Below are 19,307 nucleotides of genomic sequence, written 5' to 3'. Positions count from 1 at the left end.
TTTCAATATATTGAAAGTGTATCTTATTGTGTTATTTATTGACACCTTAACAATTAAACAAATCAATTATAAAATGAAAAGACTATACATGCTATGGTTATTGTTGGCTATTGTGGGAACTGCCTACGGCCAAACCATTACCATAACTGATGCGCAGAACAACGAACCGGTGGAGTTAGTTACCCTTAGCGCAAATTCAAAATTATATGTTACCACAAATGCCAAAGGCAAGGCTGATATTTCAGCATTTAAGAATGCCGAAAAGGTTGAAATACGCAGTCTTGGCTATAAAACGGTTGTAAAGAGTTATAGCGAGCTGGAGGCAGAGGGGTTCTCGCTTTCGCTTGAAATTTCAAACTTAAATCTTGACGAGGTAGTTATCTCCGGGTCTCGATGGAGGCAGAGCAGTGATGATGTTCCCTCAAAGATTATTTCCATTTCCGCAAAGGATGTGGCCCTTCAAAACCCACAAACCGCAGCCGATCTATTGAGTATTTCTGGGAAAGTATTTGTACAGAAGAGTCAGCAGGGTGGGGGAAGTCCCATGATTCGCGGTTTTGCAACAAGCCGTTTGTTGTATTCGGTTGATGGGGTTAGGATGAATACGGCTATTTTCCGTTCCGGAAACCTTCAAAATGTAATCAACCTAGATCCTTTTGCCATTGAGGGCACGGAAGTGCTTTTTGGTCCGGGATCAGTAATTTACGGCAGCGACGCCATTGGTGGGGTAATGAGTTTTCAAACCTTGACACCACGGTTTTCATTAACCGATTTGCCTTTGGTTACGGGGAAAGCCAATGTGCGCTATTCTTCTGCCAACAATGAAAAAACAGGACATTTTGATGTGAATCTGGGGTTCAAGAATTGGGCATTTGTAACCAGCATCACTTCGTGGGATTATGACCATTTACGCCAAGGAAGCCACGGGCCCAAAGATTACATAAAGGATTATTATGTGCAAAGACAGGACAGTACCGATGTGGTAATTGCGCAGGATGATAAGCTATTGCAGATTCCCTCGGCCTATTCGCAGATAAATATGATGCAGAAAATACGTTTTCAACCAAATGACCGATGGGATTTTCAATATGGGTTCCATTTTTCGGAAACTTCACCTTACGGAAGATATGACAGGCATATGCGCGTTCGCAATGGTACGGCCCGTTATGCCGAATGGGATTATGGCCCGCAGATTTGGATGATGAACAATTTAAGTGTAAACCATTCCGCAAACAATTCGGTTTTTGACCAATTGAGCCTTCGCTTGGCGCACCAGTGGTTTGAGGAGAGCAGGATAGACCGATCGTTTAACAGTAATGAACGCAATACACAAAGTGAAGAAGTGGGGGCTTACTCTGCAAACCTGGATTTTATAAAGGGTACGGGAGAAAAGAATACCCTTTTTTATGGAGTGGAATATGTGCTGAACGATGTAACTTCCAATGGAGAAGTAACAGATATTTCAACAGAAGTTTCCGTGACGGGACCGGCTCGGTATCCAAAATCCACCTGGCAGTCCATGGCTGTGTATGTAACCGACGAGTTTAAAGTAGCCGATAATTTCACATTAAGTGCTGGCGCGCGTTACAACTACGTGTTGCTGGACTCTGAATTTGATACTAACTTTTATCCAATTCCCTTCACGGAAGCCAATTTGAAGAACGGCGCGCTTACCGGAAGCATTGGCGGAGTATATCGTCCGGACGATTCGTGGGTGATAAGTGCCAACTTGGGAAGCGCGTTTAGAGCACCAAATGTAGATGATGTGGGAAAAGTTTTTGATTCGGAACCTGGTAGCGTTGTTGTTCCCAATCCAGATTTGAAGCCTGAATATGCCTACAATGCAGACTTAGGAATTGCAAAGGTTTTTGATGACATTATAAAAGTAGATGTTACTGGGTATTACACGTCACTGAAAGATGCCTTGGTGCGCAGGGATTTTAAACTAAATGGGCAGGACAGCATACTCTATCAAGGTGAATTGAGCCAAGTGCAAGCTATTCAAAATGCAGCCGTGGCACATGTATATGGTGTGCAGGCAGGCGTGGAGGTGAAATTGCCCAAGGGTTTTGGCTTTTCAACAGATGTAAACTTTCAGAAGGGTGAAGAGGAATTGGACAATGGAGATATTAGTACTTCGCGCCACGCCTCACCATTTTTCGGTGTTTCGCGCTTAAATTATAAAGCGAATAAGTTGCGTATGGAATTGAACGTGAACTATCAAGGGAAATATGATTTTGACAAGCTACCCGAAGGAGAAAAGGAGAAGACGGAAATCTATGCGCTTGATGAAAATGGAGATCCGTATGCACCCGCTTGGTACACCCTTAACTTTAAGGCCCTTTATAAGTTAACGGACACCTTTGATGTAAGCGGCGGAATTGAAAATCTTACCGATCAGCGTTATAGACCCTATAGCTCTGGAATTTCGGGAGCTGGAAGAAATTTTATTCTTTCAATTACGGCACATTTTTAGTTTAATTTACCAAGGTTGGGGACAAAAATATATGTGGGTTTGTATTCACATTTTTTATATATTTGGATTGAGCCTTATGGCTTATTTCTCCCCAATTAATTTGAGAAAACCCGCACCATAACAGTGCGGGTTTTTGACTTTTTATGATTCACCTAAAAGAAAAAGGCCGGGTAAATTTTGACACTGATCCCGACCTTTCTCAATCATCAAACCAACTATTAAAAAAAACCTAAACGCGCGATTTGCGTTTCTTCATCTTTTTTTCTTCCAGTTTTTTCAATATTTTCTCCTGTTTCAATGCCTTAGCATCTTTATTGGAGGCTCTAAGGTTTCTTCCCTTTGCCATGATATAAATTTTTAAAGTTTTGAAATTATAACATCCCGACTTCCTTTTCTAAAAAGGATATATAGCGAGTCGGTTTTACCAGCAGTGCTGATACTTTTAATGGATGGGTTATTTTGCGTAAAAAAGGAAACCGTAACGGCACACTCGCGGGTGCGCCTTAATTCGGGAAGATGATTTTCGGTTTAAGAAGTGCAACCAAAGATTTCCGCAACTTGTTCAGGTTACAATTGCTCTTACTAAATGAATAAAAACCAAGCATAACGAAAGTTTTTGATTGTTGGGTAAACATATCCAATTATAGTATGAAAAGCAAATAAAAATGCCCTAAAAACTAGGTATTGGTAAATTGCTGGAATACTGGATGCCTACAAAATTAAAAACACGTTTTACAATTTGGTTTTTTTTGCAGAACAGAATAATTTCCTTATCGTTCTCCCGTGCCTTTTCCGAGGCAATATACAGCATGTAGGCCCCTGCTTCGTCAAATCTTTCCAGAGAATCCAAATCAATGATCAACGACTGGGTTTTGTCCAATGCGGCTTCAATTTTAAATTGTACTTCAGAGAGGTTGCCGCTGTATAATCTGCCTTCCAAGCTTAAAAAACGGTTGGTTAAAAAACTATGCAATATCATGCCAAGTGATTAAAATTAATGATCACATAGGTTTGCGTAGGAATTTAAGGGCGATTGCGATTTAGGGCAGAAATTTTGATGTGTGAATTTACAAAATGATTTTTAATTGGGAGGTGTGAATGATGTGCGAAGATAGCTACCTGATGCATTTTTTTCTTCTATGTAACCAAATGATTATAAGTAATAGTAATCCACTTCTTTTTAATAGTTTTGCAACCTCAAAATTTTGATATGATTTCAATAGATGGTTTAGCAGTTGAGTTTAGCGGAGAAACACTTTTCAGCGATGTTTCTTTTGTAGTGAACGAAAACGATAAGATAGCACTGATGGGGAAAAACGGTGCGGGAAAAAGCACAATGATGAAGATTATTGCCGGGGTGCAAAAACCCACCCGTGGAAACGTCCGCGCCCCAAAAGATGCGGTAATTGCATATTTGCCGCAACATTTATTGACCGATGACAGTTGTACCGTTTTTGAGGAAGCGTCCAAAGCCTTTAAACAGATTTTTGAAATGCGGGACGAAATGGACAGCTTGAACAAAGAGCTGGAAACCCGTACCGATTACGAGAGCGATGCGTATATGAACATCATTACCAAAGTGGCTGAATTGGGTGAAAAATATTATGCTTTGGAAGAAATAAATTACGAAGCCGAAGTAGAAAAAGCGCTTCGGGGCTTAGGTTTTAAGCGCAGCGATCTGCACCGTCCCACTTCAGAATTTAGTGGCGGATGGCGTATGCGTATTGAACTGGCAAAACTCTTGCTTCAAAAGCCCGATCTTATTTTGCTTGATGAGCCTACCAACCACGTAGATATAGAATCGGTAATCTGGCTTGAGGATTTTTTGCTGAACAAAGCAAAAGCGGTTATCGTTATTTCTCACGACAGAAAATTTATAGATAACATTACCAACCGCACTATTGAAGTTACAATGGGGCGCATTTACGATTATAAAGCAAATTATAGCCACTACTTACAGCTGCGTGCCGATAGAAGGGCGCACCAAATAAAAGCTTACGAGGAGCAACAAAAATTTATTGCAGAGACGCAACAGTTTATAGAGCGTTTTAAGGGTACTTACTCCAAAACCAATCAAGTGAATAGCCGCGAGCGGATGCTTGAAAAACTTCAAATTATTGAAATTGACGAAATAGATACTTCGGCTTTGGCACTTCGTTTTCCGCCTGCCCAGCGCAGTGGGGATTATCCTGTACTTGTAGAGGGAATGACTAAAAAATATGGAGATCATGTAGTTTTTAAGGATGCAAGTATGAGTATTGCCCGTGGTCAAAAAGTGAGTTTTGTGGGTAGAAATGGCGAAGGGAAATCCACTATGATCAAAGCTATTATGGGCGAAATTGATTTTGAGGGAACCTGCGCCTTGGGCCACAATGCCAAGGTGGGCTATTTTGCACAAAACCAAGCCGCGCTTTTGGATAAGGAACTCACCGTTTTTCAAACGGTGGATGAGGTGGCCAAAGGCGAAATCCGAACCCAAATAAAAAATATTCTCGGTCGCTTTATGTTCAGCGGTGATGATATCGATAAAAAGGTGGGGCTGCTTTCCGGAGGTGAAAAAACGCGTTTGGCAATGGTGAAACTATTGCTGGAACCCGTAAACGTTCTCATTCTCGATGAGCCTACGAACCATTTGGATTTAAAATCGAAAGATGTTTTAAAAGAAGCGTTGCTTCAGTTTGACGGCACGTTGATTTTGGTTTCCCACGACCGCGATTTTCTACAGGGACTTTCAGAAAAAGTTTTCGAATTTAAGGATAAGCGCGTAATTGAGCATTTTGAAACCATCGACGATTTCCTTCAGAGAAATAGAATAGAGAATTTGAAGGAGATTGATTTGAAGGCTTAATGTTTTAAAATGTTACCCAAAAACTTTTTTGAATAGTTAAAAATAATAGTAATATTTACGGCCAATTTAATACTTAGTTTTAAAATTTGTTCTATGAAAAAAGCATTACTTATTCTTACCATTTTTTCGATTTGTTATAATTCATACTCACAAGATTGGAGTTGGGCCATTAAAGCTACGGGTGACGATCAAAGATACATGGCGGTTGATATGGCTGTAGATACACAGGGAAATATGGTGGTAGCAGGATATTTTCAGGAAAACCTAAGTTTAGGCAATTTCTCGATATATACTCCTGATGATTATTTTGCAGATTTATATCTAACTAAGATAAATGCCAATAAAGAAGTTTTATGGATAAAAACGTTTGAGACGGATTGGTGTTATGGAGATAATGTTACTGTTTTAATAGATGATGATGAGAATATATACCTGACAGGGAATTTTGACGAAAGGATTTATGTTACAAAATTTGACCCAGATGGAAATGAAATTTGGCATAATGATTTTAATGGAGAACAATACGGTTACGGGCTTTCAATTGCTTTGGATCAGTTTGATAACGTTTATGTTTCAGGAGGTGCTGGTTGGAATTTTTTTATGGCGAAATTAAATTATGAGGGTGAAGTAGTATGGATTCGTGATATTCCGTTTAATAGCTCTGATGCTGTACACATTACCGATATTAATGTTGATAGATTAGGGAATATTTATTTTGTTGGGGTTTTTAATATTGAAACTCTCGTATTGGATAATTTTGTGCTGGAACACAATGGAAGCTGGGGCCAAGATGCCTTATGGGGTAAAATGGATACTAATGGAAATTTTATTTGGATAAATTCTTCTGATGGTAGAACTAATGATAATCCACAAATAGCATTAACTTCAGATGGGCATCTTTACTTAAGCGGATCTTTTTTTGGGGATATAACGTTCGATGGTATTTTAATCCCAGGTATTTGTTGCCAAAATCCAAAACCATATATGGCAAAATATGATGTAGAAGGAAATGTAATCTGGGCTAAGGGAGCTTTTACAACTGCTGGTGAAAGAGGAACTACCACGGATATTAAGGTAAATTATGCGGGAAATTTGTATTTAACTGGTGCGTATTCCTATTACGATGATGGTGCTGTTTATTTGGAAGAGTATGATTCGGACGGAAGCCATTTGTGGCGAAAGGAATTTTCAATAATGGATGGTAGCTGTAGTACTAATGCTTTGGACATAGATAATCAAGGCTTTGCTTATTACGTAGGTTATAATAATTCTGAAACTTTTATCGATGAGAATCTATTATCGCCCACTAGTACACTTGGTGTAGCGCAATTAAATACCTTTTCTTCAACCTACAAAAAAACACCCCGTCCCCAAATTGAAAGAATGCATACAGTTTGTGAATTAGGTATTAATATCACATTGAACGCTACAGGAAGCAATATAAAATGGTATAGTGATCCCGAACTGAATAACTTAATTTCTCAAGGTAGTTCATATTCTTTTCAAACCGATGAATCTTTAAAATTATATGTAACCCAAACTGTAAATAATATTACCAGTTGGCCAAAAGAAGTAATTGTTAACATTTCTGAATTGGACACAGCTGAATTGACTTTTGATGATCCAATTCTTACAGCAACATACAACCCACTTTTCGTTTATAAATGGTTTTATTTGGATGAGCCGATTGCCAATGCTACAGAAAATTTTATTGAAATCACTTCTGGAACGGATTACGAAGATTACGGTGTTTTAATTAAACAGCAAAACTGTCAAGTAGCCCTTGGAAGAGCTGTTTTATCCACTGATTCCTTTGAGTCAGTTCCTGAGTTTTCTTTATATCCTAATCCCACTTCAGGAATTTTTAAAATCTCTTCAAATTTCGCTATTCAAAATGTTGAGGTGTTTAATAAATTAGGTCAGTTGGTTTTATCTATAAAGAATTCTTCCGAATTAAATATTTCAATTTTGAAAACAGGATTGTACTTTGTAAAAGTAGAAGATGTAAAAGGAAATATTGGAGTTAAAAAGGTTATAGTGGAATAATTTCCACCCTGCTTTAATCTTAATATTCAATGATTTTGGTTTCACACGACCGCGATTTTCTACAGGGACTTTCAGAAAAAGTTTTCGAATTTAAGGATAAACGCGTAATCGAACATTTTGAAACAATAGACGATTTCCTTCTTCGCAATAGAATTGAAAATTTGAAAGAGATTGATTTGAAGGTTTAGTTCAAAAGTTTATGGGATTAGGTTTTTAGCGGTTCTGGTGAATATTATTTACCTTTAAAACTAAAATCAATTATGCAAAAACCAGATTTCTCAAAACTCAAAGCACTCTATATCAATTGTACCCTAAAGCAGTCCCCGCGGATGAGTCATACACAGGGCCTGATGGATGTTTCACAAAATATAATGAAAGCCGAAGGGGTTTCCTTTGAAAATATTCGTCTTGTGGATCATCCAGTGGCTTACGGCGTATATCCAGATATGACCGAGCACGGCGCAAGTGAAGATGCCTGGCCGGAAATTTGGAAGAAGGTAGATACTGCCGATATTCTGATTATCGGAACTCCTATATGGCTGGGCGAAAAATCCTCTGTGGCCAGTAAATTGATTGAAAGGCTGTATGCAATGAGCAGTCTTCAGAATGAAAAGGGGCAGTATTATTTCTACGGAAAAGTAGGTGGTTGCATCGTTACCGGAAATGAAGATGGAATAAAGCATTGTGCTATGGGCATTCTCTATGCCTTACAGCACGTAGGCTACAGCATTCCGCCACAGGCAGATTGTGGTTGGATAGGTGAGGCGGGTCCTGGGCCAAGTTATCGGGATGAGGAAAGTGGCGCAAAAAATAATGATTTTACGAATAGGAATACTACTTTTATGACGTATAATTTGCTTCATTTGGCAAAGATGCTGAAAGAGCAGGGAGGGTATCCAAAATACGGCAATTCCCGAAAAGATTGGGACGATGGCACCCGTTGGAATTTTGAAAATCCAGAATATCGCTAAATCCATTTTTATAATATGAAGAGATTAATTGTTTTATTTGTTGCACTTTCCACTTCGTTTGTAAGCTGCAATCTTACCACAGATAAATCTACAGGTCCTGAGCCAAGTCCAGCAGACCCAGAAGTTGTGGCGTACGCTGAAAAGGAACTGTTAAAACCAATAAGCGACAGCCTGCCAATCATCGGACTGTTGATGTACAACGGTGTTTTGACTACCGAAGTTACTGCCACCGCTGACGTTTTTACAAAGCCAACCCCAGACGGCAAAAAACTTTTCAATGTAATTACAATTGCGGAAACTTCTGACCCGATTGTTAGTGAAGAAGGTTTAAAGATAGTCCCAGATTACACTTTTGAAAATTGTCCAAAACTGGATGTGCTTTTCGTTCCAAGTGCATATGATATGTATGCACAAATACACAATCCAAAAATTGTAAACTTCATAAAGGAACAAAACAATAGCACCAAATACACCGTAAGCAATTGTGCCGGGGCACATTTAATTGGGGAATCGGGAATTGCTGATGGTAAAAAAATTGTGACTTGGATTGGTGGGGGAGAAGAGCTTCAAAAAGCCTATCCGAACTTAAAAGTGCAGAATGACAGCGTTGTGAGATATGTGGAAGATGGAAAGTTTTTATCCTCAAACGGAAATCTAATCAGTTATGTATCCGCATTGAACTTATTGAAAAAAATGGCTGGGCAGGAGCAGGTTGATTTTGTGGAATCGTATCTGTATGTGAAGGAATTGCAGGACTGGAAACAATAAAGTATTCAGTTGCAGTGGACGGTAATTGATTGAAATTTTGGGCACAAAACTTGCACTTGGTTTGATTAAAAAGAGTAAACATGAAAGCACTTAGAATTTTATATACATTAGTTGTTCTATTTATTTTCGGAAGCACCACTGCGCAGAATAAAACTGAAAAAACCCATACTTCCATTGAAACATTACTGAATTCCAAAAACTTTGAGTTTATAGCAAACACAGCTTTACCGCTCGGGCAGCCCCCAAAAAACTTGGTTGGTAGTAATTATTCAATAACATTTTCACCAGAGATGGTTATAAGCAATATGCCGTTTTATGGACGTTCGTACGCCACAATAATTGGTAAGGACAAAGGCCTGCGATTTAAAGGTGTTCCCGAGGATTTTATTGTTGAAAAGCGTGGCAAGAACTATGAAGTTAGAACTAAAGTGAAAAATGAAAACGATACATATTCCCTTTTGTTAATAGTTGGTAATTCTGGCTATGCCACACTTTCCATCACTACAAATGATCGCCAAGCCATAGATTTTCAAGGCGAAGTAGTAAGCGTTCGAGACTAATTATTATTCTTAAAATCCAACAATCCAAAAATCTAAAATGAGTCTATTTAATAAAATATTGGGAAATGCCAGCGAAGTTTCCTCAGAAAAACTAAACGAAAAATACGGACGTCTTTTAATTGAAGGCGAAGTAGTGGAGCTTGGGTTTTCCCTGTTCCGCGATGTGTTTATGTTTACCAACAAACGCTTAATACTAATTGACGTACAAGGCATAACGGGAAGTAAGGTAGAGTACAAATGTCTTCCTTACAAACATATTTCGCGGTTCTCTTTGGAAACTGCCGGCACTTTTGATCTGGATGCCGAACTGAAGATTTGGATTAGCAGCGAAGACTTGCCAACGGTGAGCAAAAGGTTCAACAAGAGCATAGATATTTACGAAGTGCAGAAATATTTGGCGGCAAAGGTTTTATAGCACCAATTCTCCAAAAAGACGTTCCAAAGTAGTATCCAAATCATTACTGAAGCCGTTGTGCGGACGTGAAGTTTGTAGGGAAGAACTGCGCTGCGCGGTAAGCCATCTAAATCTATCCGGAATTTCCCATTGTGCCACAGGGCCGCCGTCTTTGGAGCCGGAACATATTTTTTCAAAAGCCTTTAAATTGTTTTCTATTTCTTCAACTTCCAGGTCGCAGGAAAAGAGTTTTAGCTTTTCGGTGTCAATTTGGTGTTTGCAATTCAAATAGTTGGCTCCTTTGCAGAAAAGAATTATCCCAACATTCAGGAATTCCTCGCGTTCCACGCGGGGCACCAAACGTATTACCGCATATTCATACAAGTGTTTCCCGGGCATCCTGAATTTGTTTTACAAAGTTGTTTGCGTTGTTTCTTCTCATTACCAAAAACTGGTAATATACTTTCCTGATTTCTTCCGAAGGCATTTCAATACCTTCCCAATCTAGCCAATCTGCGGGAATAACATCAGTTATTTCCCGAAGTTTTTTATCTGGCAAAAGGGCAATCATTTCTTCATTAATTTCTTCAATTAAGGAAGCTTGTGGCAAAAGCACGTGATCTTTAATATAAGGAAATGACGTAACAGCCGCTTTTTGCCAATCGCCCCATGAATGATGAAAATAAAAGGTGGCGCCGTGGTCAATGAGCCAAAGTTCCTTATGCCAAATGAGCATATTGGTATTTTTAACTGTGCGATCTATGTTTGTTATAAAAGCATCCAACCATACAATTTTGGAAGCCAAAGTTTCATCAACTTGGGTAACTACGGGGTCAAATGTGAGCGCCCCAGAAAGAAAATGCAAGGCCAGGTTTAGTCCGCGGCTGCCTTTTAATAGATCCTGTATTTCCTCGTCGCCTTCACTTCTGCCAAAAGCTTCGTCTAAATTTGCGAAAACAAGTTCGGGAACTTTTAAGCCTAAAGTTCGTGCAATTTCACCACCCAAAAGTTCTGCTATCAACGCTTTCACGCCGTGTCCCGCACCGCGAAACTTCAAAACATATTTAAAATCATCATCCGCTTCGGCCAGGGCTGGTAGCGAACCGCCTTCACGCAAAGGAGTTATGTAACGTGTAACGTTTACGGTGCGGAGCTCTATTTTGTCGGTTGCCATTGCCTGCAAAATTAAGTTTATTTGTGAATATGTCGGCACCATTCTGTAGAGATGTTTTTTTATGCCTTAAAAATAGAATCCAATATTTTTTTGAAAGTTTAAATTTGTATTTTGCTGAAATATGAAACCTTAAACTAAAAGTTATTGGATTTAACCATTGAAAACATTTTGCTTGTTGGGTCGTTACTGCTCTTTATAAGTATAATAGCGGGTAAAACTTCTTATAAATTTGGCGTACCCACTTTAGTACTTTTCCTGGGAATAGGGATGCTTGCCGGTGAAGATGGCATAGGCGGCATCAGTTTTGACGATCCGCAAATCGCGCAGCTAGTTGGTATAATTTCATTGAACTTTATTCTTTTTTCAGGGGGGCTGGACACCGATTGGAAAGCTGTAAAACCAATAATGAAAGAAGGTTTTGCACTTTCAACTTTGGGGGTTTTGCTTACCGCTGTTGGCTTGGGAACTTTTGTTTATTATGTTACCGATTTTACCATTTATGAAAGTTTGCTTTTGGGAAGTATAGTGTCGTCAACAGATGCTGCTGCGGTGTTTTCCATTTTGCGTTCCAAAAATCTTGCGCTTCGAACCAATTTACGTCCCACCCTGGAAATGGAAAGCGGAAGTAACGACCCCATGGCCTATGTGCTAACAATCGCTTTTTTAGGTTTGGTAATCAATCAGGATAAAGGATTGGTGTCTATGATTCCACTGTTTTTTCAACAAATGATTATAGGAACCATAGCTGGGTTTGGCTTTGGAAAGTTGAGCAAGATTATAATCAATAAAATCAACTTGGATTTTGAGGGTTTGTATCCCGTGCTCGTTATTGCACTAATGTTTATAACCTTTTCCGTAACCGATTTTGTGGGCGGCAACGGTTTTTTGGCCATTTATATTTGTGCGGTCTTTTTGGGAAACCAGTACTTAATCCACAAAAAAACCATTCTTAAAATGTATGATGGGTTGGCGTGGTTGATGCAGATTGTACTTTTCTTGACGTTGGGGCTTTTGGTATTTCCATCGCAGATTGTTCCCGTGATTGGTATCGGACTCTTAGTATCGTTGTTTTTGATCTTTGTGGCACGTCCCGTAGCGGTTTTTATAAGTTTAATTCCGTTTAAGATGAAACTTCGAAGGCGTTTCTATATTTCCTGGGTGGGTTTACGCGGGGCAGTGCCGATTGTGTTTGCAACCTATCCGTTATTGGCGGGAATCGATAAAGCGAATATGATTTTTAATATTGTATTTTTTATTTCGCTAACCTCCATTTTAATTCAGGGGACTACGCTTTCGGTAGTCGCGAAATGGTTAAGGGTGAGTATTCCCAGTGAAGAGAAAAAAATATCTCCCTCTGAAAAATTTCTTGAGGAACATCCAAAAACTGAAATGCGGGAAATTGGTATTGCTAACGGGAACAAGATAGTAGGTAAAAAAATTGTCGATATTGAATTCCCCAAAACCGCAATTATTGCAATGATAAAAAGAGACGACAAATATATTACGCCCAACGGAAACACCGTCATTAATGCAGATGATGTGCTCATCGTACTTTCCGAATCAAAAAAGGGAATCAAAAAAGTGTTTAAGGCATTGAATATCCAAGAATTTTCAGCTGCCTAAATTTGAATAAGGGGTTTTGTAAATACTTTTTGCATCGTATTTTCTAGCTTCCTCAGCGTTCTCCAATTCTTTTTCAGAATAATTTAAATTGAAATGGGGCAGAATTTCGCTTTCAAATTTATTGGGAAACGAAGGGTATTCCAAAAATAAATTGTTTCCGAGCCGAATTTTTTCTATTGCTTTTTTATGCGCTTCAACCATTGCGAATAGATAATTTTCCAATGATTCAAACTGCTTTTCTTCGCCCAACAAATGATTTTGGAGCAAATAGGTGGGATGATAAAACCACTCCACAAACCCACGGCCCGATTTTAAAAGGCTTGCAACCACTTCCTCCGTTTTTCTATCTATAAAAATCGAAGGAACTTCGGGATATGCTTTTTGGAAAAGCCCAACAAAGAAAATATTCCACGATGTAAGTTTGAAGACAACTTGTTCCGCTTCGCCCAGCGGCTGTAAATAGCTTTCAACTATAGTTTTTAAACTTTTTAAAAGTATTTTTTCTTCCAAATTGTAAAATATCGCCGATAACAACAATCCGTTTATGGCCTCCGTTTCGGACACAACTCTTGTCTTTTTTGCTGCCCTAAACATATTAGCAAGCAGCGTTGAACCGCAATGGGAAGTGTGAAAAACAAACCCTTTTAGCGGTAATAACCCTCTATTCTTTGAAATGGTTTCCGCAGTCAAATCGAGTTCTTTCCGAAGGGAATCTTTTGCGCGAAATATAGAAACCGCATCATTAAAAAAAGGCGGGTCAAAAACTTCCGGGTGCAGTTTTTCAAAGATTGTAACCGGCGTTTCGCTTACTTTCGTGTAGCTTGGGAAATATGCTGTTTTAGGCACTTTATTATTTCGAATTATAAAAAGTGAAGCTACAAAATCTAAAGCAAAAGCAATTAAAATATTTTAAGTGAAAGAAATATTTTCGGTTAACTTTGAAAATGGTTTAAATCACTGACTTAAAAATTTAATTATGGGTAAAAGGCTACTTATTCTTTTCCTTCTGTTTTTTGTTTTACAGAGCGGGTTTTCACAGGAAATTTCCATCGGGAAACGCGACAAGGTTTATTCTGAAATACTTCAGCAAGACAGGGAGTTTTCTGTATATTTTCCTCCTTCCTATAATATTGCGGTTAACCAAAAATATCCCGTGCTCTATATTTTGGACGGTGATTACAATTTTCAATATGTAGCCGGTTTTTTGGAATTGCAGGGCGGAATAAGTGAAGTTATCCCAGAAATGATATTAGTGGCAATTTCAGGAAAAGGAACCAACGAGTACCGCAAAAACTGCAAGCCGAAAATAGAGGGTGTGGAAGATAGCGGTAATGCCGAGGAAATGGCAGGTTTTATTGAAAAGGAATTGATTCCGTATGTAAACAAAAACTATAAAGCAGCCGATTATAAAATTCTTGGCGGCCATTCCGTGGGCGGTATTTTCGTTATCAATACGGCAATAAACAACCCCGAACTTTTCAATGATTATATCGCCATAAGTCCCGCGCTTTGGTGGGGCAAAAATGCGATGGAAGATGTAATGGAAAATACGTGGGGCAAAACCGGAAGCACTTCGGCTAGTATGTATATTTCACTCGCCAATGAACAGGGGATGGGCGTGAATGAATTCATCAAAAAGATTCCTAAAAATATGATGGAGAAAAACATACATTTTCAAGAGTTTCCCAATGAAATCCACAACTCTGTTGGGCTTCCCACCTATAAATGGGCACTGGGTGATATTTTCAAAAAATGGTATGTAAAGGAAGAGTATTTCGGTTCTGCGGAAGCTTTAAAAAACCATTATTCCGAAGTGAAGAAACAATACGGCAGTATTTTCAAAATTCCATATACCATTGTGGGAAATACACATTATATGCTTCAAAAAAATGAAAAGGAACGTGCAAAAGTGCAAGCCGTTTTAAAGGAACTGAACCCGAATGCGTTGGTTCTTTTTAATACTTACAGGGCCGGAAAACTTGTGGACAGCAAAGATTATGCTGAAGCTGAACAGCTTTTGAAAGATGCCTTGGCTATCAATCCAAACAATTTTGACAGCTACGATGTTTTGGCGCGGATTAAAATGGCAAACGGCAATACTACCGAAGCAAACGAGACCATTGATAAAGCTTTAGGTTTGGCAAACAAACAACAGGCAAGACAGTGGCAAATTAACGAACTACTTGAAACAAAAGCCGAAATCAATAAAAAGCCGTAATTTTATAAGAATTAAACACAATGGGAATCCTTTTTAAAATAACACAAATAACGGTCGTTCTATTTCTTTTCGGAATGCTTGTGGGCTGTGATGACCCCAAGGAAATAAGCTCTTTTAACCCAAACCATTGGGAAGACCATTATGCAGACCCCGAAGTATTGGGGCTACTGAAGGATTCGCTGCAAAATGGAAAAACCTATTTGAGTATCTATTCGCATATTTATAGTTTTACTTTGGAAAAATCGCAAAATCTCACTGCAATGGTCAGCCTCAGAAATGTAAGCGATACCGATACAATTTATATTTCAAAAGCAGATTACTACAATACCAAAGGAGAATTGATACGTAGCTATTTTGAAAAGCCAATTCAACTTAAACCTGTGGAAACCGTTGAAATTGTTATAGACGAAACGGATGAGCACGGAGGCAGTGGCGCCAATTTTATTTTTGAATGGACTACAAAAGCAACAACTCCCGAACCCATTTTTGAAGCAGTTATGACTTCGCTGCGGGGTTCGCAGGGATTGAGTTTTACAACACAGGGCAGAAGGATTGAGTGAAATATGAATTACGAGCGACGAATTACGAGCGACGAATTGCGAAAGTAGAAATTAGAAATACGAAGTAAGAATTCCGAATCACAAATCAACGAATCCCGAATTCAGAATTCAAAATTGTTTTCGTTATTTTTGAAGAAAATGAATTGAATGAAAATAGTAATCTCCCCGGCCAAAACGCTGGATTTTGAATCAAAACTTCCCACTGCCCGCGCCACACAGCCCAAGTTTTTGGAGGAAGCCGAAATGATAAACAATAAGTTGGAACGCAAAAGCAAAAAGGCTATTGGCAAGTTGATGGACATCAGCGACAAACTTGCCGACCTCAATTACCACCGATATAAGGAATTCAATACGCCTTTCACAAAACAAAACGCTCGCCCGGCAGTCTATGCCTTTGCTGGCGATGTTTACACAGGTTTGGACGCCTACACAATTCCTTCGGAAAAGATTGATATGTTGCAGGATTCGCTACGGATCCTTTCGGGGATGTACGGAATGTTGCGTCCGCTGGATTTAATTCAGCCTTACCGTTTGGAGATGGGCACCAAACTGCCTGTAAACCGAAAAAAGGACCTGCACTCCTTTTGGAAAAAAACACTTACCGAAACTTTGAACAACGAATTGGAAGACGGGGAACTTTTCCTCAATCTCGCCAGCGTTGAATATTTCAATGCCATTGATGAAAAGAAATTGAAAGTTCCCGTTATTTCCCCTGTTTTTAAGGATTTCAAAAATGGAAAACTGAAAATTATTTCCTTCTTCGCAAAAAAAGCACGTGGCAGTATGGCCCGTTTTGCTATTGATAAAAATGTGAAAACATTAGAGGAATTAAAGGCCTTTGATTATGATGGATATGGATTTAGTGAACAATATACAGAGAAGGAGCATGAGCCTGTTTTTATAAGGTAAGTTTAAAACTCAAAGTTTACAGTTCAAAAACAACAATCAAAAATCAACAATCGTTAATCATTTTGTTCCACCACAAACATCCATACCCACCTTTTATTCCCGAAAACGCCACTAAGCTTATTGTAGGAACCCTGCCGCCTCCGCGTTTTACAACTGGAGAATTAAAGGAAGGTGATGTGGATTTTTGCTATGGCAGTCGCGACGGACAGCTGTGGCCAATTTTGGATAAGATATTCGGCCTGGATTTAAAATTTGAAACTACTGCCCAGGCCATCGCGCAACGTGAGTTTTTTCTCAAAAAAAGAGGTATCGGTATTTGCGACATGGTTGCTTCCGCAAAGCGGGGGAAAGTAGATGCATCCGATATTGGGATGATGGAGGTAGAACTTCGTGATTTGGTTGCCATTCTCCAGCAAAATCAAAAGATTGATACTTTGCTTTTCACGGGCGGAAATAGCAAAAACGGCCCGGAATATTTCTTCCGAAGAAAATTGAAAGAGTACAATATTTCCCTGAAATTGGTTTCAAATAAAGTTCCACGAATCCATACATTCCAACTGCCAGACAGCGGGAGAACTGTAAAAACGGTTTCATTGATAGCGCCGTCGGGAGCAGCAAACAGAGCTGTAGGAAGTCTGACTGCCTATAAAAAGATGAAGGAAAAATTTCCTGAGAAAACTACCATAGATTTTCGGGTGGAGCAGTATCGACCTTTTTTCTAAAAAAATGTCCGTATTAAATAGATTTTTATTTCTTTTTAAGGGTATATTCTTAAAATATACTAATAGTTTAAATTCAAAATTTGAAAACAGTTGAGAATTTCTTCCTAATATAACATATAAGCTGTGGTTTTTTTAAAGTGATTTTAATGTATTAAACTTGCTTGCAGGCACTTATAAGCGGGGTGAACACATTTTTAGATTTATTTAAAATTTAAAAATTTCGGTCTTAATATTATTTGGCGATTATTACAAATTTGAGTACTTTTAACGACATTTTAACTTTTAATTTAAATTATCAATTTATGAGAAAAATTACATTTTTAATTTTATCGGCATTGATTCTTTCCACATTCAGTTGGCAGGTCAATGCGCAGTACTGCGTTAGTACGTTCTCAAATCAAACTTGGGAGTTTGTTACTAATGTAAATTATGCTGGGATAAATAATACTACCGCAGGTAGTGGTCCGAGCAATGATTATACCGCTATGGTTGCTACGGTAAACCCAGGTGGTTCAAACACAATGTCTGTTACTATTGATCCAGACAGCAGTGATTATATCTATGCTTTTATTGACTGGAATCAAAATGGTATATTGAATGATGCTGGGGAGGTTTATACCTTAGCTACTAGTACATCAAGTGCTGGGCCACACACGATGAACATAACTGTTCCTGGAGGTGCTGCAATAGGTACTACACGTATGCGTGTAATGGTAGATTGGGGTAACTCTACGCCAAACCCATGTAGAACAGCTACTTTTGGAGAAGTAGAAGACTATACCGTAAATGTTTCAAATGTTACCGGCGACCCGCCAGTTATCGTGTGTCCTGCAGACATTACGGCGAACAACGTTCCGGGAACCTGTGGCGCCGTGGCCAACTATTCGGCCCTTGCCATTGATACCGAGGATGGTGATCTAACCGCAAACATCGTTTCTACGCACCCGAGCGGAAGTACCTTCCCTGTTGGCGTGACTACCGTAACCCTTTCGGTTACCGACAGCGACGGAAACACCTCTACTTGCGACTTTACCGTAACCGTAATAGACAACGAGCTGCCAGTGGCGGTTTGCCAGGATATTACCGTAGATCTTGACCCTGTTACCGGAATGGCTACCATTACCGCTGCAGATGTTGACAACGGTTCTACCGACAACTGCGGCATTGCCTCAATGAGCCTTGATGTTTCCTCATTTGATTGCTCAATGACCGGTGCAAACACCGTGGTTATGACAGTTACCGATAACTCAGGAAACATTTCTACCTGTACTTCTACCGTAACCGTTCAGGACGTTACAGCTCCTGAGGTATTCTGCGTGGGCGGATTTGGAATCTTTACGGAGTCTGAAGACTTTGAGGGTGCTACAATCCCAACAGGATGGACAACGGTAATTGAATCTGGAAGTCAGGACTGGACATTTGGAAGTGGCGATATGCCAACCGGCGGTGATTTCCCTACCAATGCAGCGATCTTTGATGACGATGCAGCAGGATCTGGTCCAGCAAACATGGCAAGACTTTTATCTCCTGTATATGACCTAACAGGTGGAAGTAACGTACAGCTTTCCTTTGACTATGCCCTTCAAGATTTTGTTGGGGCGGGCGTGCTCTATGCAGAAGTATGGGACGGAAGCGCTTGGCAACAAGTATTTATTATTGATGACGTTGATGTGAGCCCTGTAAATACTGGGGATATAGATGTTTCAGCTTATGCAAACGCAGCATTCCAGGTTCGTTTCACTTATGATGACGAAGATGGTGGTTGGAACTGGGGAGCTGGTGTTGACAACTTCCTATTGACCTATGAGGCTGCCTCTGGTGGAGGACTTGACGTTTTCCTTGATGCAAACGGTATGGCAAGTATTGACCCTAACGACCTTGTTACAAGTGTTAATGAAGCTTGTGGCTACACCATTACCGCTGGTGGCGTTGGTGGAGGTTCCTCGGAAACTCTTAACGCTGGTTTCGCTGGCGGTAATGGAAACTTTGGTAATATGTTTGATGTAAACGCAGTTACCGATGTTACACTTGATTCTTT

18 protein-coding genes are annotated in these 19,307 nt (G+C 39.4%); 14 read left to right on the top strand and 4 right to left on the bottom strand.

The window, feature by feature from the left end; all coding sequences use genetic code 11:
* The first annotated feature begins 73 nt into the window (after nucleotides 1-73).
* Nucleotides 74-2,476: a TonB-dependent receptor gene (locus AC58DT_RS08660; RefSeq protein ID WP_497216477.1), complete on the top strand. Its 2,403-nt coding sequence runs from the start codon at nucleotides 74-76 to the stop codon at nucleotides 2,474-2,476.
* Nucleotides 2,477-3,146: 670 nt separating this feature from the next.
* Here AC58DT_RS08660 and AC58DT_RS08655 read toward each other — a convergent pair.
* Complete coding sequence (locus AC58DT_RS08655) at nucleotides 3,147-3,455, bottom strand: STAS domain-containing protein (RefSeq protein WP_497216476.1); 309 nt, start codon at nucleotides 3,453-3,455, stop codon at nucleotides 3,147-3,149.
* A 231-nt stretch (nucleotides 3,456-3,686) separates the two neighbouring features.
* Here AC58DT_RS08655 and AC58DT_RS08650 point away from each other — a divergent pair, with 231 nt between their 5' ends.
* The 7 genes from AC58DT_RS08650 to AC58DT_RS08620 all read left to right on the top strand — a co-directional run bounded on the left by AC58DT_RS08650 (nucleotide 3,687) and on the right by AC58DT_RS08620 (nucleotide 10,084).
* On the top strand, nucleotides 3,687-5,324 hold the full coding sequence (locus AC58DT_RS08650; protein ID WP_497216475.1) for an ABC-F family ATP-binding cassette domain-containing protein: 1,638 nt from the start codon (nucleotides 3,687-3,689) through the stop codon (nucleotides 5,322-5,324).
* Between the two features lie 93 nt (nucleotides 5,325-5,417).
* Nucleotides 5,418-7,370 (top strand): T9SS type A sorting domain-containing protein, encoded by a 1,953-nt coding sequence (locus AC58DT_RS08645; RefSeq protein ID WP_497216474.1) that lies wholly within the window; start codon nucleotides 5,418-5,420, stop codon nucleotides 7,368-7,370.
* Nucleotides 7,371-7,399: 29 nt separating this feature from the next.
* Nucleotides 7,400-7,558, top strand: a complete 159-nt coding sequence (locus AC58DT_RS08640; RefSeq protein WP_497216473.1) for a hypothetical protein — start codon at nucleotides 7,400-7,402, stop codon at nucleotides 7,556-7,558.
* 72 nt (nucleotides 7,559-7,630) lie between these two features.
* A complete protein-coding gene (locus AC58DT_RS08635) occupies nucleotides 7,631-8,341 on the top strand; it encodes a flavodoxin family protein (protein WP_497216472.1) in 711 nt (236 codons plus the stop codon).
* A 15-nt stretch (nucleotides 8,342-8,356) separates the two neighbouring features.
* Nucleotides 8,357-9,109, top strand: coding sequence for a DJ-1/PfpI family protein (locus AC58DT_RS08630; RefSeq protein ID WP_062622441.1), 753 nt, complete (start codon nucleotides 8,357-8,359; stop codon nucleotides 9,107-9,109).
* Nucleotides 9,110-9,189: 80 nt separating this feature from the next.
* The gene (locus tag AC58DT_RS08625; RefSeq protein ID WP_497216471.1) at nucleotides 9,190-9,669 is read left to right on the top strand and encodes a DUF4251 domain-containing protein; all 480 of its coding nucleotides are present in this window, start codon (nucleotides 9,190-9,192) and stop codon (nucleotides 9,667-9,669) included.
* 37 nt (nucleotides 9,670-9,706) lie between these two features.
* The gene (locus AC58DT_RS08620) at nucleotides 9,707-10,084 is read left to right on the top strand and encodes a PH domain-containing protein (RefSeq protein WP_497216470.1); all 378 of its coding nucleotides are present in this window, start codon (nucleotides 9,707-9,709) and stop codon (nucleotides 10,082-10,084) included.
* Here AC58DT_RS08620 and AC58DT_RS08615 read toward each other — a convergent pair.
* The gene (locus AC58DT_RS08615) at nucleotides 10,079-10,462 is read right to left on the bottom strand and encodes a DUF3037 domain-containing protein (protein ID WP_497216469.1); all 384 of its coding nucleotides are present in this window, start codon (nucleotides 10,460-10,462) and stop codon (nucleotides 10,079-10,081) included. The two genes, AC58DT_RS08620 and AC58DT_RS08615, sit on opposite strands and share 6 nt — an antisense overlap.
* On the bottom strand, nucleotides 10,440-11,237 hold the full coding sequence (locus AC58DT_RS08610) for a HipA family kinase (RefSeq protein WP_497216468.1): 798 nt from the start codon (nucleotides 11,235-11,237) through the stop codon (nucleotides 10,440-10,442). Before AC58DT_RS08610 ends, AC58DT_RS08615 begins: the two co-directional genes overlap by 23 nt.
* Before the next feature lie 144 nt (nucleotides 11,238-11,381).
* Here AC58DT_RS08610 and AC58DT_RS08605 point away from each other — a divergent pair, with 144 nt between their 5' ends.
* A complete protein-coding gene (locus tag AC58DT_RS08605) occupies nucleotides 11,382-12,860 on the top strand; it encodes a potassium/proton antiporter (protein ID WP_497216467.1) in 1,479 nt (492 codons plus the stop codon).
* Here AC58DT_RS08605 and AC58DT_RS08600 read toward each other — a convergent pair.
* Complete coding sequence (locus AC58DT_RS08600) at nucleotides 12,849-13,706, bottom strand: hypothetical protein (protein WP_497216466.1); 858 nt, start codon at nucleotides 13,704-13,706, stop codon at nucleotides 12,849-12,851. The genes AC58DT_RS08605 and AC58DT_RS08600 overlap by 12 nt on opposite strands.
* A gap of 130 nt (nucleotides 13,707-13,836) precedes the next feature.
* Here AC58DT_RS08600 and AC58DT_RS08595 point away from each other — a divergent pair, with 130 nt between their 5' ends.
* The 5 genes from AC58DT_RS08595 to AC58DT_RS08575 form a co-directional block, all read left to right on the top strand.
* Nucleotides 13,837-15,078 carry an alpha/beta hydrolase-fold protein gene (locus AC58DT_RS08595; RefSeq protein WP_497216465.1) on the top strand — a complete coding sequence of 414 codons (1,242 nt, stop codon included), beginning with the start codon at nucleotides 13,837-13,839 and terminating at the stop codon, nucleotides 15,076-15,078.
* 20 nt (nucleotides 15,079-15,098) lie between these two features.
* The gene (locus AC58DT_RS08590; protein ID WP_497216464.1) at nucleotides 15,099-15,638 is read left to right on the top strand and encodes a DUF3124 domain-containing protein; all 540 of its coding nucleotides are present in this window, start codon (nucleotides 15,099-15,101) and stop codon (nucleotides 15,636-15,638) included.
* Nucleotides 15,639-15,785: 147 nt separating this feature from the next.
* Complete coding sequence (gene yaaA, locus AC58DT_RS08585; RefSeq protein ID WP_497216463.1) at nucleotides 15,786-16,547, top strand: peroxide stress protein YaaA; 762 nt, start codon at nucleotides 15,786-15,788, stop codon at nucleotides 16,545-16,547.
* 62 nt (nucleotides 16,548-16,609) lie between these two features.
* Entirely contained in the window at nucleotides 16,610-17,269 is a 660-nt protein-coding gene (locus AC58DT_RS08580; protein WP_497216462.1) for a uracil-DNA glycosylase family protein, read from the top strand.
* 302 nt (nucleotides 17,270-17,571) lie between these two features.
* Nucleotides 17,572-19,307: GEVED domain-containing protein (locus AC58DT_RS08575; RefSeq protein WP_497216461.1), on the top strand; the 1,736-nt coding region annotated here is incomplete at its 3' end.

This window comes from Aequorivita sp. CRS11 (assembly GCF_059693805.1).
Note: the sequence above shows the minus strand (reverse complement) of the source record. Positions and strands in the feature narration are given on the sequence as shown.